This window comes from Brevibacillus sp. WF146 (assembly GCF_001673705.2).
Taxonomy (GTDB): domain Bacteria; phylum Bacillota; class Bacilli; order Brevibacillales; family Brevibacillaceae; genus Brevibacillus; species Brevibacillus thermoruber.
Genome location: NZ_CP109943.1, coordinates 1727228 through 1743648 on the forward strand (window position 1 = coordinate 1727228; position 16421 = coordinate 1743648).

A 16421-nucleotide genomic window follows, 5' to 3' on the forward strand; every position below is an offset into this window, starting at 1 on the left:
AAATGGTGAAAGGCCGCCTCCAAGCCTGGCCCATGCGGCTTGGAGGCGGCTCTTGCTGCTGCTCGAACCTTTCCTAGGATTTCAACAACAAATAGAGAAAATAGGGGGCACCCAGTAATGCGGCCATGATGCCAGCCGGAATGCCATCCGGATCGTGCAGATGGCGGCCGGTCGTGTCTGCAAGCAGCAGCAGCCATCCGCCGAGCAGGACGCTGACGGGGATCAATACGTGATGGCGGGGTCCCACCAGGGCTTTTGCCATATGGGGCGCCATGAGGCCGATAAAGGCAATGCCTCCCGTGACAGAAACGGCGGAAGCGGCAAGCGCCACAGCGGTCAGCAGGGCTCCGACAAACGCGACAAAGGGAAGCGCAAAGACAAACGTATCGGCCTTCACAGGGAAGAACAAAAAGAAGACGGCGATCGCCACGCCGGCCCCCGCATTGATTCCGACGATGCCGGGATCAGCCAGATCGTTGCGCGTGATGCCTTGCAAGACAGCGCCGGACAGCGCAAGGGCCATACCTGCCAACAGGGTGATCACCATGCGCGGCAGGCGGATGTCCCGGATGACGGAGAGTTTCTCTCCCGCAGCGTCAGAAACAAGGGACAGCCAAACATCGCGGAGTGTGGTGTCCGCCGCCCCGTACGCCATCGCCACTGCAAACATCGCCAGCAGTGACAGGATGCCCGCAATCAGTTTGTATCCGAATGGGATGGACCGTTGCTTGTCTTTCGTCATCAGTCTCTCATCTTTTCTTTCGTGGAGGAGTTAGCTGCCGAGAAAGCTTTTGATAAAGAAGTCCAATTGGAATTCCAACGTCAAGGGATCATTGAAGTAGAACTCTTTCGCATTCACTTCAAAAACGCGGTGCTTTTTCACAGCCGGCATGTTTTTATACGTGTCGGTTTCCTGAAAGGAGTTGTCGGCCTCCTTGTTCTTGCTCACAATCAGATAATCTCCGGCAAACTCCGGGAGAACTTCCGGAGAGAGGGCGAAGTAGCCGTTTTTCAGCGCCGTTTCCTTTACCTTTTCAGGCATGCGCAGTTTCATTTCCTGGTAGAGGATCTCGGTGCCGCGGCCCCAGTTGTCGCCGAACACGTAAAGCTGCTTGTCAAAGTTTTCGATGACGGAAACGGTTGCGTTTTCCCCGATTTTTGCCCGGATGTCTGCTCCGGCCTGCTGCGCACGCTTTTTGAAATCGTCAATCCAGGCGCGTGCTTCCTTTACTTTGTTTAACAGCTTCCCGATCTGGTGCTGTGTCAGGTAATCCACTTTTCCGTATGTGTATGTCACGGTAGGGGCAATTTTGCTTAACTTCTCAAGATTTTTCGTGTTTGACAATCCGATGATCAAATCGGGCTGTAATTCGATGTTTTTTTCCAGATTTTCATCCGATACTTCGGCTGCATCTTTCAATTTGTCTTGAAAACGCGGGTTCATTTTCGACCACGAATCCACGCCGACAAGATTGACGCCCAAAGCCATGACGTTGCCGGCGAACGATGACAGTACGACCACGCGCTTGGAATTGGCGGGAACTTCGATGGGGCCGTTTTCCGATTGGTATGTAATCGTGCCGGAGTTGTCTTCCGGTGAAGCCGGTTGGTTCCCTTGTCCTGTCGGGTGGCTGCTGCAAGCGCTGATTACGAGAGTGAACAGCAGCAGGATGGAAAGAAGGATGTTTTTCATGCCGCATTCTCCTTTGGCTACGTGGTAGGTGATGCGCACGGGCCGATGCTTGTTCCGCCGAAACGACCGGACCCGCGCCGATTTCCGACAACCATCGAAAGTCTTTGATAATGATTATCAATGTCGTTTCCTACGTCCAACGTTTTCGTTTGTCAATCACTGGCCGCGGTTGCCTAATTTTCTGGTTTTGCTAGAATCAAAAAGAAGAAACCCTTCCGTGACGAAAGAAGTGGACACATGCGCATCCATCGAGACGTGTTGGACCCGTTCTTGCGGGACGTAAAACTGGAAAGCCGTTCGCCGGACGACCCGGTCGTCGTTCTGCACACGCCGTACCCGTGGGAGTTGGTGGGGACGGGCAACTACGCGGCGGTGTTCGCCCATCCCGACTACCCGGACGTGGTGGTGAAGCTGTACGCGCCGGGTCGTCCCGGTTGGGAACAGGAAGTGGACGTGTACCGCAAGCTGGGGGAGACCCGCTCGTTTCCCGTCTGCTATCAGGCGGAGCCCTGCTACCTGGTGCTGAAGCGGATCAACGGCATTTCCCTGTTTGACTGCCTCCGCTACGGCATCCCGATCCCGCCGCAGGTGATCGAGGACGTGGAGGAGGCGCTTGAGGAAGCCCGGTCCAAGGGGCTGTTTCCCCACGACGTGCACGGCAAAAACGTGCTGATGGATCAGGGGCGGGGCTATCTGATCGACGTGTCCGACTACTACAAAAACATACCGGACAGCAAGTGGCGCGACCTGCGGCGAGCGTACTACAAGATTTACCTGCCGTTTCTCAAGGACCGCGGCTGGAAGATCCCGCTCTGGGTGCTGGATGGCGTGCGCAAAGGGTATCGGTACTACAAGAAGCTGTCCCGCCTCTTTAGGTGAGCGGGCGAAAACGCACCGGTCCACGGGGAGCGGCGGTCGTTTCATTGTTTCGGAAGCGGCGCTGTGGTATCATCTTCTGTTGACGTCATGTTGTTGTTGGCTGACTGAGTCGGAGTAAGGAGGACCCCATCGATGTACTTTCTCATTGCTGCAGCCATTGTCGCGCTCGACCAATGGACCAAGAACCTGGTGGTGACACGGATGGAGCTGGGGCAGTCGATTCCCCTAATTCCGGACGTGTTTCACCTCACGTCCCATCGGAACATGGGAGCGGCATTCGGCATCCTGCAAAACCAGCGGTGGCTGTTTGTGATCATCACGATTGCCGTCGTGATCGGCATCCTGGTGTCGCTCGTCCGCATCGGCAAGCGGCAGCCGCGCGTGTCGCTCGCGCTTTCGCTGGTGTTGGGCGGGGCGATCGGCAATTTCATCGACCGCGTCAGCACGGGCCAGGTGGTCGATTTTCTCGATTTTACCCTGATCAACTTTCCGATTTTCAACGTAGCCGATATGGCCATTACCATCGGCGTCGCCCTGCTGCTGCTGGACGTGCTGCTGGAGGGCAGGCGCAAGACGGAGTAAGCCGTAAATGGAACGAGTGTTTTTGGACGATACTAGCGGTACTACTTACGAGGAGACAGAGATGAACGACACGCAGTTGTTTGAACGGTACGACTGGACCGTTGAGCCTGCCGACGCGGGCGAGCGGATCGACAAATTCGTCGCGATGCAAAACGAAGACTGGTCCCGGTCGCAAGTGCAAATCTGGATCAAGGAAGGCCGAGTGTCCGTCAACGGGGAGCCGGTGAAAAGCAACTACAAGCTGGCGGCGGACGACGAGATTACGCTGCGGGTCCCCCCGCCGAAGGAAATGGAGATCGCGCCGGAGCCGATGCCGCTCGACATCGTCTACGAAGACGCCGACGTGATCGTGGTGAACAAGCCGCGCGGGCTGGTGGTCCATCCCGCCCCCGGACATTACAGCGGCACGCTGGTCAACGGCCTCTTGGCCCACTGCAAGGACCTGTCGGGGATTAACGGTGTGCTTCGGCCGGGCATTGTCCACCGCATCGACAAGGACACCTCCGGCCTGCTGATGGTGGCCAAGAACGACAAGGCGCACGTCAGCCTCGCCCGGCAGTTGAAAGAGCACAGCGTCAACCGCAAGTACGTGGCCATCGTGCACGGGGTCATTCCGCACGAAATGGGCACGATCGACGCGCCGATCGGCCGGGATCCGAAAAACCGGCAGCAAATGGCCGTCGTCTTTGAAAACAGCAAACCGGCCGTCACCCATTTTGTCGTGCTGGAACGGTTCAAGGCGTTTACCCTGGTGGAGCTGAAGCTGGAGACGGGGCGCACCCACCAGATCCGGGTGCATATGAAATACATCGGCTATCCGCTGGCGGGCGACCCCAAGTACGGGCCGAAAAACACGCTGGAGCTGGACGGCCAGGCGCTGCACGCGAAAACGCTGGGCTTCGACCATCCGCGCACGGGCGAGCGGCTGGAGTTTGAAGCGCCGCTGCCGCAGGATCTGCTGGACGTGATTCACCAACTGCGGCAGGCCTGACACATCACACGCACATAAAACGGTTGGACTGGAAAAACGCTAGGGAGGTACCACGGACATTCCCTGGCGTTTTTTGTTGGCGGACGAAACGTTTCCACGCCGGGAGCGTCATACCAACGACGAGGTGAAAAAAAGGAGGAAGACCCGTGTGGACGATGTTGAAACAAGCGGCATGTGCAGCGGCGCTGACGGCGTCGGTGATGACCGCATCCGTGCAGGCGGTATCGGTCCCGGCCTCGCCAGTGCAGGGGTCGGCTCCGGCGTCATCGTTGCAGGCGTCCCCGACGTCATCCCTGCAGACGGGGAATGAAGCGGTGGGAGGCGTGCAGCAGGGAGAGCGGGCCGTGCGGGCGGACGCCCCGCAGCGCGTCAGCCAGGCCGCGGTTCCGGCGACGATCGCGTTTACCAACAACGCTCATCTGTGGATCCTGGACGCCAGCCGGGCCGACGCTGTGCCCCGGCAGGTGACGGCGCAGGGCAAAGCGGAGATCGCCGGGTGGTCGGCTGACGGCCAATGGCTGCTCTACCTGCAGTACGACAGGGCGGACGATTATTCGTCCCCGGCCTACCTGTGGGCGGTGAAGGCGGACGGCACCGGCGCGTTTCGGGTGGATGAGCGGCCGATTCTGGACCAGCCGAAGTGGTCCCCTGTCTCCCGCACCTTTGCCTACAGGGTCAACGCGGCCGGAACAGGGGAGCAACGGAAGCCGGTGCTGGTGGTGGCGGAAATGGCCGGGGAGAAAGCGGTCGTCGTCGGCAGTCGGACGACCGAGCTGGCCGATTTTGCCTGGATGCCGGACGGCAGGCGCCTGCTCGTGTCCGTGCCCGCCGCTCCGGGGCGGCCGATGACGCTGCAGCTTACCGATCTGGCGGGCAATCGGCTGGCCGCCTACCCGCTTGCCGAACCGCCCAATGTGGAAGAAGGCATCTATCCGTGGGCGGCTGACGGGCTGACGGTCGCTCCCGACGGCAAGCGGGTGGCCTACTACGTGCGGGTGTCCTCCGCTTCGCTCTCCGCTGACGGCGTGGCGATTCAGATGTTTGACCTGACACAGCCCGCCCGCAAACCGGTGGACATCGGCAGCGGTTTGGCGTACCCGGAGTGGCTGGCCTGGTCGCCGGACAGCAGCCTGCTGGCGTTTATCGACGGCAGCGATCGCATGGCCACCCACAACAAGCGCGTGACGCTCGCGGATGCGAACGGACGGGTGATTCCGGCAGGGCAGCCGGACAAGGTGGATGCCCTGCCGACGTGGACGGCAGCTGCCCCTTACGCGCTGTACTTTACCCGCGGCGTCGCGAAGGAGTATCAGTACGAGCCGCAAAAGCCGATGGTGCCCGGGCAGCGCATTTGGCGGCGGAGCGCCGACGGCAGTCAGCAGGCCGTGACGCAGGGGACGGACAAGACGGCCGATACCTTTCCCGCCCTGTCGCCGGACGGGAACGCCCTGCTGTTTGTCCGGCTTGATGCTGCCGAACACGGCTCTCTCTATCTGAAAACGGGCAGCGAAAGCGAAGTGGAACTGCTCCGGCACGTGACGGGGGACATCGGGTATTACGGCAACTACCTGCCGCCGTGGATCCGCGTTTTCTGGAAAGAGCAAAAACCTCATTGACACCGGTCCCGATTCGTGCCATAATTCGAACTGACGAAGGGAACCTTTAAATCCAGTCCCGTGAGGCTGGCAAGGGCACGGATACGAAGAGACGGCGGGAAAAGGGCGAACCAACCCTTTTGCCTGTCATCGGCCTGTGGCTTCTTGTCGCCTGACAAGAAGCCTTTTTTTGTGCCGCAGGAGAGACAAGCCGATTTCTTGGAGGAGGAAGCGCACGTGATCAACAAAAGCGTCATCATGGACGAAGCGGCCATCCGCCGGGCTCTGACACGGATTGCCCACGAAATCATCGAGCGGAACAAAGGGGTGGAAGACTGCATCGTCGTCGGCATCAAGACGAGGGGGATCTACCTGGCGCAGCGGCTGGTGGAGCGGATCGAACTGATCGAAAACGTCAAGGTGCCGGTCGGCCAGTTGGACATCACCTTTTACCGGGACGATCTGCAGCACAAATCGGAAGATGCGGTGCTGCACGGCGCCCAACTGCCCGGTGACATCACCGGCAAGACGGTCATCCTCGTCGACGACGTGCTGTACACCGGGCGAACGGTCCGGGCCGCGCTGGACGCGCTGATCGACAACGGCCGCCCGCGCATGATCCAGTTGGCCGTGCTGGTGGACCGCGGCCACCGCGAGCTGCCGATCCGGCCCGACTTTGTCGGCAAAAACGTCCCCACGTCCCGCTCCGAGATCGTGGACGTGAAGCTGGCGGAAGTGGACGGGATGGACATGGTCACCATCCGCCAATTGATCTGAGACGCGATAACCGGATACGCCTCTTTAACCGCAATCCCGTGAGGTTGCGAAGAGGTTTACGCGCTTTCCATGCCCATGGAAGGATGGAAGGAGTATGCCTCTTTGTGCCCGCACAAAGAGGTTTTTTGTTGGCCGTCACCGGAAAACGCAGGAAAGAGAAAACAAAACGCAGGGGGACACGATACACATGAGTCAAAAGAACTTTGTCGATGTGCACGAAACGCCGGCGGCTGTCAAGCTGCTGCCGCTCAGCATCCAGCACCTGTTTGCGATGTTCGGCGCGACCGTGCTGGTGCCGATTCTGACCGGCCTGGACCCGGCGACCGCGCTCTTCACCAGCGGGGTGGGGACGCTCCTGTTTCTTCTGATCACCAAAGGCAAGCTGCCCAACTACCTGGGATCGTCGTTCGCCTTTATCGGCCCGATCATCACGGTCAGCCAGGCCTATGGCGTCGGCACCGCGCTGCTGGGCTGCCTCCTCTCCGGCCTGGTCTACGTCATCGTGGCGGCGATCGTGCAGAAGGCCGGCGTCAAGTGGCTGGACCGCGTCCTGCCGCCGGTGGTGATCGCGTCCGTCATCGTCGTCATCGGCCTGAGCCTGTCGGTGGTGGCCGTCGACATGGCGACCAAGGTAACGGTGGACGGCCAGTCGGTCATGTCGCTCACCTCCATCGAAATCTCGCTCGTGACGATGGTGGTGACGGTCCTGGCGGCCGTGATGCTGCGCGGCTTTTTCGCCCTCATTCCGATTCTCATCGGCATCGTTGTCGGGTACCTCTACACGCTCATTCGCCATCCTGACCTGATCGACCTGAACAAGGTGGCCGCAGCGCCCCTCTTTGCCTCGCCGGGCTTCAAGCTGGGGGAAGTGGCCTCCGCGATCGGCGACCCGTCCGCCTGGGTGGCGGCGCTGATCATCGCGCCGGTCGCGTTTGTCACGCTGGCGGAGCACCTCGGTCACCTGTTGGTGACGAGCCGGGTGATGGACCGCGATCTGATGAAAGATCCGGGACTGCACCGCAGCCTGCTGGGGGACGGCGTGGCGACCGCGCTGGCCGCCCTGATCGGCGGACCGCCGGCCACCACGTATGGGGAAAACATCGGCGTGCTCGCCATCACCCGCGTGTTCAGCCGCGTGGTGATCGGGCTGGCGGCGGTATTGGCGATCCTGTTCGCCTTCGTCGGCAAAGTCAGCGCGCTCCTGATGACGATTCCGACGCCGGTGCTGGGCGGCGTCTCCATCATCCTGTTCGGGATCATCGCGGCCCAGGGGCTCCGAATGTACGTGGAAAGCAAGGTAGACTTCTCCAACAAGCGAAACATGATCATCGCCGCCGCGATTCTGGTCACCGGGATCGGCGGTTACAAAATCAGCTTCGAAGGCGTTTCCTTCTGGCAGTCCTTCCTGCACAACCTGACGATTGACAACATCGCCTTTTCCACCTTCCTCGGCATCGTGCTGCACGTGATCCTGCCGGGCAAGGAATCGGCGATGGGGGAAACGCACCGCGAAGAACAAAAGCAAATCGCCTGACACGTTCCGACGACCTTTAAGTCAGTCCCGAGAGGCTGGCAAGGCGGCTGGGCGCTGTTTCACCTGCGCACAGGGAAGCGAATCACAAGCTTCTTGCCTACGCCTGCCTTCACGGCCAGCACGGCAAGAAGCTTTTTTTATCCATACTGCGGACAAAACGGAGGGATTCTCGATGAGCAACGTGACGCACCTGATTGGCATGAAAGAGCTGACAACAGAACAGATCGAGCGGCTGCTGGATCGCGCCCGATACTGGGCGGAGCGGCCCGGCGTGCAGACGGATGCGCTCAAGGGGCGCTTCGTCGCCAACCTCTTCTTCGAGGCCAGCACGAGAACCCGCTTTTCGTTTGAGGTGGCACAAAAGCGGTTGGGTGCGCACGTGCTGAATTTCATCCCGGAAACCTCTTCCACGGTAAAAGGGGAAACGATCTACGACACGCTCCGCACGCTGGAAGCGATGGGCGTGGAGGCGGCGGTCATCCGCACGAAAAAGGACGGCCTGCTTAAGGAACTGGCCGCCGATGTCGGCCTTCATCTGATCAACGCGGGCGACGGCACCAACGAACATCCAACCCAGTGCCTTCTCGACCTCTTGACGATGAAGCAGCAGTTCGGCCGGATCGAGGGGCTGACCGTGGCGATCATCGGCGACCTGCGCCACAGCCGTGTGCTCGGCTCGCATCTGCACGCTCTGCCCAAGCTGGGGGCCAACCTGCTGCTCGCCGGTCCGGCCAGCATGATGCCGCAATCGCAGATCGTGCCGGACGGGGTGAAAACGGTCGGCATCGACGAAGCGGTCCGGACGGCCGACGTGGTGATGATGCTGCGCGTGCAGTTGGAGCGGCACACGGACGCGCTGTTCGTCTCCAAAGAAGAGTACCACCAGGCACACGGGCTGACGCTGGAGCGGGCCAGGATGATGAAGCCGGGGGCGGTGATCATGCACCCGGCACCGGTCAACCGCGGGGTGGAAATCCACAGCGACCTGGTGGAATGCGAGAAGTCGCTGATCAAAAAACAGGTGACCAACGGCGTGGCTGCCCGCATGGCGGTACTGGAAATTGTGCTGAAAGGGAGCGAAATGACATGGGAATCATCCTTGGCAACGGCAAACGCATAAACGAGGCAGGCGAGCAGATCGCCGCCGAAGTGCTGATCGAAGACGGACGCATCGCGGCGATCGCTGAACAGCTCGCGCGTGACGGCCACGAGTGGATCGACTGCAGGGGAGGCCTCATCTCCGCCGGGTTTGTCGACGTCCACGTCCACCTGCGCGAACCGGGTTTTGAGCACAAGGAGACGATTGCGACGGGAGCGCATGCCGCCGTAAAAGGCGGATTTACCACGATCGCCTGCATGCCCAACACCCGCCCTGCCATCGACAGCGTGGAGACGGTCCGCTACATCCTGGACAAGGCGCGGGAAGCGGGCAAGGCGCGCGTGATTCCCTACGGGGCGATTACCGTGCGGCAGCTCGGCAAGGAGCTGACCGACTTCGCCGCGCTCAAGGAAGCGGGGATTTTTGCCCTGACCGATGACGGCGTGGGCGTCCAGTCCAGCGCGACGATGAAGGAAGCGATGAAGCGGGCGAAAGAGCTGGGCCTCTCGATCGTCGCCCACTGCGAAGACGACGACCTGATCACGCCGGGCAGTGCGCTGCACGACGGCGTGGTGGCGGCGCGGCACGGACTGCCGGGCATCCCGTCCGAATCGGAGTCGATCCACGTGGGGCGGGACATCCTGCTGGCGGAGCAGACCGGCGTCCACTACCACGTCTGCCACATCAGCGCCAAGGAATCGGTGCGCCTGGTGCGGGACGGCAAGCGGGCCGGGGTGAACGTCACCTGCGAAGTGACGCCGCACCACCTGCTGCTCTGCGACGAAGACATCCCGGAAGACCTGAACGCGAACTGGAAAATGAACCCGCCGCTGCGCGGCCGCGAAGACCGGGCGGCGCTGATCGCCGGGCTGAAGGACGGCACGATTGACATCATCGCCACCGACCACGCCCCTCACACGGCGGAAGAAAAGGCGAACGGCATCGTGCGGGCGCCGTTTGGCATCGTCGGTCTGGAGACGGCGTTCCCGCTCCTGTACACCCATCTGGTGCTGACCGGCGAGCTGACGCTGAAGCAGTTGATTGAGCTGTTGACCGTAAAACCGGCGGCCATTTTCGGCCTGCCGTACGGACGCCTGGAAGTAGGCGCTCCGGCCGATCTCACCGTCCTCGATCTGGAGGCGGAGCGGACCATTGATCCGAGCACCTTTGCCAGCAAGGGAACCAATACGCCATTTGCCGGCTGGGTCTGCAAAGGATGGCCGACCCTGACGATGGTGAACGGCGCGATCGTACATCGCGAAGCGGAATAAGGATGCGGAATAAGGAGGAAGCGAAGATGCGAGCGAGACTGATCTTGGAAGACGGAACGGAGTGCGTCGGCACCGCCTTTGGGGCGGCGGCGGAGAGCGTGGGGGAAGTGGTGTTCAACACCGGGCTGACCGGTTATCAGGAAGTGCTGTCCGACCCTTCCTACTGCGGCCAGATCGTCACCATGACCTACCCGCTGATCGGCAACTACGGGATCAACCGGGACGATTTTGAGGCGGTGCGCCCCTACATCCACGGGTTCGTCGTCCGCGAGCACTGTGACGCGCCGAGCAACTGGCGCAGCGCCGGGACGCTGGATGAACTTCTGAAGGCGTACGGCATCCCGGGCATCGCCGGCGTCGACACGCGGATGCTGACCCGCAAGATCCGCTACCACGGCACGATGAAAGGGATGATCACCACCAGCGGCGCCCCCCTGTCCGACCTGCTCGGCTCTCTCCGCCGCGCTTCCCTGATGACGGACCAGGTGTCCCGCGTCTCCACCCGAAGCGTGTATAGCTGTCCGGGGACGGGGCATCGCGTGGTGCTGGTCGACTTTGGCGCCAAGCACGGAATTTTGCGCGAGCTGACCAAGCGCAACTGCGACGTGGTGGTCGTCCCCTACAACGTGACCGCCGCCGAGATTCGCCGCCTGCAGCCGGACGGCATCCTCCTGTCCAACGGCCCCGGCGACCCGAAAGACGTGCCGCAGGCGATCGCGACGATCCGCGAGATTTTGGGCGAGTATCCGCTGTTTGGCATCTGCCTGGGCCACCAGTTGTTTGCCCTGGCGTCCGGAGCGGACACGGTGAAGATGAAGTTCGGCCACCGCGGCGGCAACCACCCGGTCAAGGAGCTGGCAACCGGCCGCACCTACATCACGTCGCAGAACCACAGCTATGCGGTGAAAGCGGAGTCGATTCCGGGCACCGGCCTGGAGATTACCCACGTCGCGCTGAACGACGGCACGGTGGAAGGGCTGTGCAGCACGGCGAAACGGGCCTTCTCCGTGCAGTTCCACCCGGAAGCGGCCCCCGGCCCGTACGACACCGGCAGCCTGTTTGACCGGTTTCTCGAGATGATGGACACCGCAAAGGAGGAGAGGGCACATGCCAAAGCACGCTAACCTGAAAAAAATCCTGGTCATCGGCTCCGGTCCCATCGTCATCGGGCAGGCGGCGGAGTTTGACTACGCGGGCACGCAGGCCTGCCAGGCGCTGAAGGAAGAAGGGCTGGAAGTGGTGCTGATCAACTCCAACCCGGCCACCATCATGACTGACACCAACATGGCGGACAAAGTATACATCGAACCGATCACGCCGGAATTTGTCACCCGCGTCATCCGCCAGGAAAAACCGGACGGCCTCCTGCCGACGCTGGGCGGCCAAACCGGGCTCAACATGGCGGTAGCGCTGGCGGAAGCAGGCGTGCTGGAAGAAGAGAACGTGAAGCTGCTCGGCACCAACCTCGACTCGATCAAGCGGGCGGAAGACCGGGAACAGTTCCGCGCCCTGATGAACGAGCTGGGCGAGCCGGTGCCGGAGTCGACGATCGTCAGCACCGTGGAAGAAGCGGTGCGGTTCGCCAGCGAAATCGGCTACCCGATCATCGTCCGTCCGGCCTACACGCTGGGCGGCACCGGCGGGGGCATCTGCGAAGACGAGGAGAGCCTGCGGGAAATCGTGGCGAGCGGCCTGAAATACTCCCCCATCACGCAGTGCCTGGTCGAGAAGAGCATCGCCGGGATGAAGGAAATCGAGTACGAAGTGATGCGCGACGCAAACGACAACTGCATCGTCGTCTGCAACATGGAAAACATCGATCCGGTCGGGGTGCACACCGGCGATTCCATCGTCGTGGCGCCGAGCCAGACGCTGTCCGACCGCGAGTATCAGATGCTCCGCTCCTCCGCGCTGAAAATCATTCGCGCGCTGGGCATCGAAGGCGGCTGCAACGTGCAGTACGCGCTCGACCCGCACAGCTTCCGGTACTACGTGATCGAGGTAAACCCTCGCGTCAGCCGCTCCTCGGCGCTGGCCTCCAAGGCGACGGGGTACCCGATCGCCAAGATGGCGGCCAAAATCGCCATCGGCTACACGCTCGACGAACTAAAAAACCCGGTAACCGGCCAAACCTACGCCTGCTTCGAGCCGACGATCGACTACGTGGTGAGCAAAATCCCGCGCTGGCCGTTTGACAAGTTCCAGGCGGCCAACCGAAAGCTGGGCACGCAGATGAAGGCGACCGGGGAAGTGATGGCGATCGGCCGCACCTTCGAAGAGTCGATCATGAAGGCGATCCGCTCGCTGGAGATCGGCACCTACCACCTGGAGATCAAGGGCGCGTCCGCGCTGGCCGACGACGAGCTGAAAGCCCGACTGATCGCCGCCGACGACGAGCGCCTGTTCCTCCTGGCAGAGGCGCTGCGGCGCGGCTGGAGCATCGAAACGCTGCACGGCCTGACCAGCATCGACCGGTTCTTCCTGCACAAGCTGCACAAGATCGTCGCCTTCGAAAAGGAACTGGCGGCAGGCCTGACGCCGGAGAAGCTCTACGAGGCGAAGCGGATGGGCTTTACCGACCGGAAAATCGCCGAATTGACCGGCCGGACGGAAGCGGATGTCCGCACCCTGCGGGAAGAGCACGGCTTCAAGCCCGTGTTCAAGATGGTGGACACCTGCGCGGCCGAGTTTGAAGCGCAGACCCCGTACTACTACTCCACCTACGAGCAGGAAGACGAGCGTGTGGAGACGGGCAAAAAGCGCGTCGTCGTGCTCGGCTCCGGCCCGATCCGCATCGGCCAGGGCATCGAGTTCGACTACGCCACCGTGCACGCGGTCTGGGCGCTGAAGGAAGCGGGGTACGAGGCGATCATCGTCAACAACAACCCGGAGACGGTCTCCACCGATTTCAACACCTCCGACCGCCTCTACTTCGAACCGCTCTACATCGAAGACGTGATGAACATCATCGATGCGGAACAACCGGAGGGCGTGATCGTCCAATTCGGCGGACAGACGGCGATCAACCTGGCGGACAAACTGGCTGCCCGCGGCGTGCGCATCCTCGGCACCAGCCTGGAGAACATCGACGCGGCGGAAAACCGCGAAAAGTTTGAAGCGCTGCTCAGAAGCCTCGACATCGCCCAACCGCCGGGCAAAACCGTCACCTCCGTGGAGGAAGCGGTGGTGGCGGCGGAAAGCCTTGGCTTCCCGGTGCTGGTTCGCCCGTCCTACGTCCTGGGCGGCCGCGCGATGGAAATCGTCTACAACCAGACGGAACTCCTGGCGTACATGGAAAACGCGGTGAAGGTCAATCCGGAGCATCCGGTGCTGGTCGACCGCTACATGGTCGGCACGGAGGCGGAGGTCGACGCCATCTGCGACGGCGAAAACGTGCTGATTCCGGGCATCATGGAGCACATTGAGCGCGCAGGGGTGCACTCCGGCGACTCGATCGCGGTGTATCCGCCGCAGTCCCTCTCGCCTGAAATCAAGCAGGAACTGATCGAGATGACGACGAAGCTGGCCCGCGCCCTGAAGATCAAAGGGCTGATCAACATCCAGTTTGTCATCTGCGACAACCGTCCGTACGTGATCGAGGTAAACCCGCGTTCGTCCCGGACCGTGCCGTTTCTGTCCAAGGTGACGGGCATCCCGATGGCGAACATCGCGACCAAGGCCATCCTCGGCCACTCCATCGTCGAGCAGGGCTTTACGCCCGGCTGCCATCCGGAAGACGAGATGGTCTCCGTGAAGGTGCCGGTCTTCTCCTTCGCCAAACTGCGCCGCGTCGACATCACGCTGGGGCCGGAAATGAAGTCGACCGGCGAAGTGATGGGCCGCGAGCGGACGCTGGCCAAAGCGCTGTACAAAGGGCTTCTGGCCGCCGGCATGAACATCCCGACGCACGGTTCGCTGCTCGTCACCGTCGCCGACAAGGACAAGGAAGAAGCGCTGGAGATCGTGAAACGCTTCCGCTGCCTGGGCTTTAAACTGCTGGCCACCTCCGGAACGGCGGACTACCTGGAGAAAGCGGGACTGACCGTCACCCGCGTGAACAAGCTGTCCGAGGGCACGCCCAACCTGCTGGACATGATCCACAAAGGGGAAGCGAACATTGTGCTGAACACCCTGACCAAAGGCAAGACACCGCAGCGGGACGGTTTCCGCATCCGCCGCGAAGCCGTGGAAAACGGCGCCGTCTGCCTGACGTCCCTGGACACGGCGAAAGCGCTGCTGTACGTCCTGGAGACGATCACGTTCTCCACGGAAGCGATGCCGTCGCAGCGCACGGGCACCAATCTCGCCGTGCCGGTGTAGACGAGAACAGGACAGAAAGCCCCCTCTGCGGGGACCCGGATGTGGCTTCGCAAGGGGGTAAACACGACGTAGTGTCGCCACTAAGAAGGGAGAGAGCGGTGTGCCGCCACAACCAACCGATATTCGCGAGCGCATGATCGTTGCGCTCGACTTTTCCACGAAAGAGGACGTCACACAATGCCTGGCCCGGCTGGACGGGCTGATCCGCTACGTCAAGGTGGGCATGGAACTGGCCTATGCGGAAGGTCCGGCAATCGTCCACTACCTGAAGGAGCAGGGACTGAAGGTGTTTCTCGACCTGAAGGTGCACGACATCCCCAACACGGCCAAAGGAGCGATGAAAAGCCTGGCCCGTCACGGCGTTGACATGGTCAATGTGCACGCCGCCGGCGGCGTGGCCATGATGGAGGCGGCCCGGGAAGGACTGGAGCAGGGGACGGCGGCCGGTTCCCCCCGTCCGCTGCTGATCGGCGTCACGATGCTCACCTCGACGGGAAAACAGACGATGAACGAGGAGCTGGCGATTCCCGGCGCGGTGGAAGACGTCGTCGTCCATTACGCGAGGATGACCAAGCGGGCAGGCCTGGACGGCGTCGTCGCCTCTCCGCTGGAGGTGCCGATGATCAAGCAGGCGGCCGGAACCGAATTCCTCACCGTCACGCCGGGAATTCGGCCTCTCTGGGCGGAAAAGGGGGACCAGACCCGAATCACGACCCCGGAACAGGCGTTTCAGTTGGGGAGCGACTACATCGTCATCGGCCGGGCGGTCACGGCTTCGCCCGATCCTGCCGCCGCCTGGGAGCGGATCGTGAACGCCGTGCAGGCGGCACAGCACGAAACAACGGACGCGAAGGGAAGAGGATAGGATGACAACCACGACAGCCAAAGAAATTGCGGGACACCTGCTGGAGATCGGCGCGGTTCACCTGCGCCCGGACCAGCCGTATACCTGGACATCCGGCATTAAATCGCCGATCTACTGCGACAACCGGCTCACGATGTCCCATCCGCCGGTCCGCCGCCGGATTGCCCGGGCGTTTGCCGACGTGATCCGCGAGCGTTTTCCGCAGGCGGAAGTGATCGCCGGCACGGCGACAGCGGGCATCCCGCACGCCGCCTGGGTGGCGGAACTGCTGGATCTGCCGATGATCTACGTGCGCGACAAGGCAAAGGGACACGGGAGGCAGAATCAAATTGAAGGCGTGCTTGCCGCAGGTCAGAAAGTGGTGGTCATCGAGGATCTGATCTCCACCGGCGGCAGCTCGCTCAAGGCGGCAAGGGCCGTCCAGTCGGAGGGAGGCGACGTGCTGGGCGTGGCAGCCATCTTCAGCTACCAGTTTCCGGAAGCAGAAGCCCTTTTTACAGAGGAGGGCATCCCGGTCGCGACGCTTTCCCATTACACCGCGCTGCTCGAGACGGCACGCGAGCGCGGCGTCATCACGGCGGAGCAGGAGAGCCTGTTGGCCGACTGGCGCAAAGCCCCCCGCACCTTTTTTGGTTAACTGGTCATGACGCATGCCAGAACAGACTGAATGGAAAGAACCGCTGCAGCTTATCGGCTGTATTTCGTCAGCGCCCTGTTTCGGGGCGTTTTTTCTTTAAAACGCGGAACGAAAACGCACTCCGCTGCGTCAGCACCAGACGCCGACGGCGCCGGGCAAGCGACTCGACCCATTCTTC

General features: G+C 61.7%; 14 protein-coding genes. 12 read left to right on the forward strand and 2 right to left on the reverse strand.

Going from position 1 to position 16421, the window contains the following annotated elements; translation table 11 throughout:
* Window positions 1-73: 73 nt before the first annotated feature.
* Window positions 74-742: a FecCD family ABC transporter permease gene (locus tag A6764_RS08500; protein WP_065066810.1), complete on the reverse strand. Its 669-nt coding sequence runs from the start codon at window positions 740-742 to the stop codon at window positions 74-76.
* A 30-nt stretch (window positions 743-772) separates the two neighbouring features.
* Window positions 773-1693: an iron-hydroxamate ABC transporter substrate-binding protein gene (locus tag A6764_RS08505; protein ID WP_065066809.1), complete on the reverse strand. Its 921-nt coding sequence runs from the start codon at window positions 1691-1693 to the stop codon at window positions 773-775.
* A 237-nt stretch (window positions 1694-1930) separates the two neighbouring features.
* Between A6764_RS08505 and A6764_RS08510 the strand changes: the two genes are divergently transcribed.
* The 12 genes from A6764_RS08510 to pyrE all read left to right on the forward strand — a co-directional run bounded on the left by A6764_RS08510 (window position 1931) and on the right by pyrE (window position 16243).
* The gene (locus tag A6764_RS08510; protein WP_065066808.1) at window positions 1931-2572 is read left to right on the forward strand and encodes a serine/threonine protein kinase; all 642 of its coding nucleotides are present in this window, start codon (window positions 1931-1933) and stop codon (window positions 2570-2572) included.
* A gap of 132 nt (window positions 2573-2704) precedes the next feature.
* Complete coding sequence (gene lspA, locus A6764_RS08515) at window positions 2705-3154, forward strand: signal peptidase II (RefSeq protein ID WP_029100005.1); 450 nt, start codon at window positions 2705-2707, stop codon at window positions 3152-3154.
* A gap of 61 nt (window positions 3155-3215) precedes the next feature.
* The gene (locus A6764_RS08520) at window positions 3216-4145 is read left to right on the forward strand and encodes an RluA family pseudouridine synthase (protein WP_029100006.1); all 930 of its coding nucleotides are present in this window, start codon (window positions 3216-3218) and stop codon (window positions 4143-4145) included.
* A gap of 155 nt (window positions 4146-4300) precedes the next feature.
* Window positions 4301-5761, forward strand: coding sequence for a TolB family protein (locus A6764_RS08525; RefSeq protein ID WP_413541985.1), 1461 nt, complete (start codon window positions 4301-4303; stop codon window positions 5759-5761).
* 216 nt (window positions 5762-5977) lie between these two features.
* Entirely contained in the window at window positions 5978-6517 is a 540-nt protein-coding gene (gene pyrR / locus A6764_RS08530) for a bifunctional pyr operon transcriptional regulator/uracil phosphoribosyltransferase PyrR (RefSeq protein ID WP_029100007.1), read from the forward strand.
* 187 nt (window positions 6518-6704) lie between these two features.
* Window positions 6705-8051 (forward strand): solute carrier family 23 protein, encoded by a 1347-nt coding sequence (locus tag A6764_RS08535; RefSeq protein ID WP_029100008.1) that lies wholly within the window; start codon window positions 6705-6707, stop codon window positions 8049-8051.
* Window positions 8052-8223: 172 nt separating this feature from the next.
* Window positions 8224-9171 (forward strand): aspartate carbamoyltransferase catalytic subunit, encoded by a 948-nt coding sequence (locus A6764_RS08540; RefSeq protein WP_029100009.1) that lies wholly within the window; start codon window positions 8224-8226, stop codon window positions 9169-9171.
* Window positions 9138-10421: a dihydroorotase gene (locus tag A6764_RS08545; RefSeq protein ID WP_065066805.1), complete on the forward strand. Its 1284-nt coding sequence runs from the start codon at window positions 9138-9140 to the stop codon at window positions 10419-10421. Before A6764_RS08540 ends, A6764_RS08545 begins: the two co-directional genes overlap by 34 nt.
* A gap of 26 nt (window positions 10422-10447) precedes the next feature.
* Window positions 10448-11545, forward strand: a complete 1098-nt coding sequence (locus A6764_RS08550) for a carbamoyl phosphate synthase small subunit (protein ID WP_065066804.1) — start codon at window positions 10448-10450, stop codon at window positions 11543-11545.
* Window positions 11529-14741: a carbamoyl-phosphate synthase large subunit gene (gene carB, locus A6764_RS08555; RefSeq protein WP_065066803.1), complete on the forward strand. Its 3213-nt coding sequence runs from the start codon at window positions 11529-11531 to the stop codon at window positions 14739-14741. Before A6764_RS08550 ends, carB begins: the two co-directional genes overlap by 17 nt.
* Before the next feature lie 133 nt (window positions 14742-14874).
* Window positions 14875-15606 carry an orotidine-5'-phosphate decarboxylase gene (gene pyrF / locus A6764_RS08560; protein ID WP_035290056.1) on the forward strand — a complete coding sequence of 244 codons (732 nt, stop codon included), beginning with the start codon at window positions 14875-14877 and terminating at the stop codon, window positions 15604-15606.
* A gap of 1 nt (window position 15607) precedes the next feature.
* Window positions 15608-16243, forward strand: coding sequence for an orotate phosphoribosyltransferase (gene pyrE, locus A6764_RS08565; RefSeq protein WP_029100014.1), 636 nt, complete (start codon window positions 15608-15610; stop codon window positions 16241-16243).
* Window positions 16244-16421: the final 178 nt, after the last annotated feature.

Coding starts and splice junctions, on each gene's coding strand:
- A6764_RS08540 (WP_029100009.1), top strand. CDS start 8,224: ATGAGCAACGTGACGCACCTGATTGGCATGAAAGAGCTGACAACAGAA.
- A6764_RS08535 (WP_029100008.1), top strand. CDS start 6,705: ATGAGTCAAAAGAACTTTGTCGATGTGCACGAAACGCCGGCGGCTGTC.
- A6764_RS08550 (WP_065066804.1), top strand. CDS start 10,448: ATGCGAGCGAGACTGATCTTGGAAGACGGAACGGAGTGCGTCGGCACC.
- A6764_RS08520 (WP_029100006.1), top strand. CDS start 3,216: ATGAACGACACGCAGTTGTTTGAACGGTACGACTGGACCGTTGAGCCT.
- carB (WP_065066803.1), top strand. CDS start 11,529: ATGCCAAAGCACGCTAACCTGAAAAAAATCCTGGTCATCGGCTCCGGT.
- A6764_RS08545 (WP_065066805.1), top strand. CDS start 9,138: ATGGGAATCATCCTTGGCAACGGCAAACGCATAAACGAGGCAGGCGAG.
- A6764_RS08510 (WP_065066808.1), top strand. CDS start 1,931: ATGCGCATCCATCGAGACGTGTTGGACCCGTTCTTGCGGGACGTAAAA.
- pyrE (WP_029100014.1), top strand. CDS start 15,608: ATGACAACCACGACAGCCAAAGAAATTGCGGGACACCTGCTGGAGATC.
- lspA (WP_029100005.1), top strand. CDS start 2,705: ATGTACTTTCTCATTGCTGCAGCCATTGTCGCGCTCGACCAATGGACC.
- pyrF (WP_035290056.1), top strand. CDS start 14,875: ATGATCGTTGCGCTCGACTTTTCCACGAAAGAGGACGTCACACAATGC.
- A6764_RS08525 (WP_413541985.1), top strand. CDS start 4,301: ATGTTGAAACAAGCGGCATGTGCAGCGGCGCTGACGGCGTCGGTGATG.
- A6764_RS08505 (WP_065066809.1), bottom strand. CDS start 1,693: ATGAAAAACATCCTTCTTTCCATCCTGCTGCTGTTCACTCTCGTAATC.
- A6764_RS08500 (WP_065066810.1), bottom strand. CDS start 742: ATGACGAAAGACAAGCAACGGTCCATCCCATTCGGATACAAACTGATT.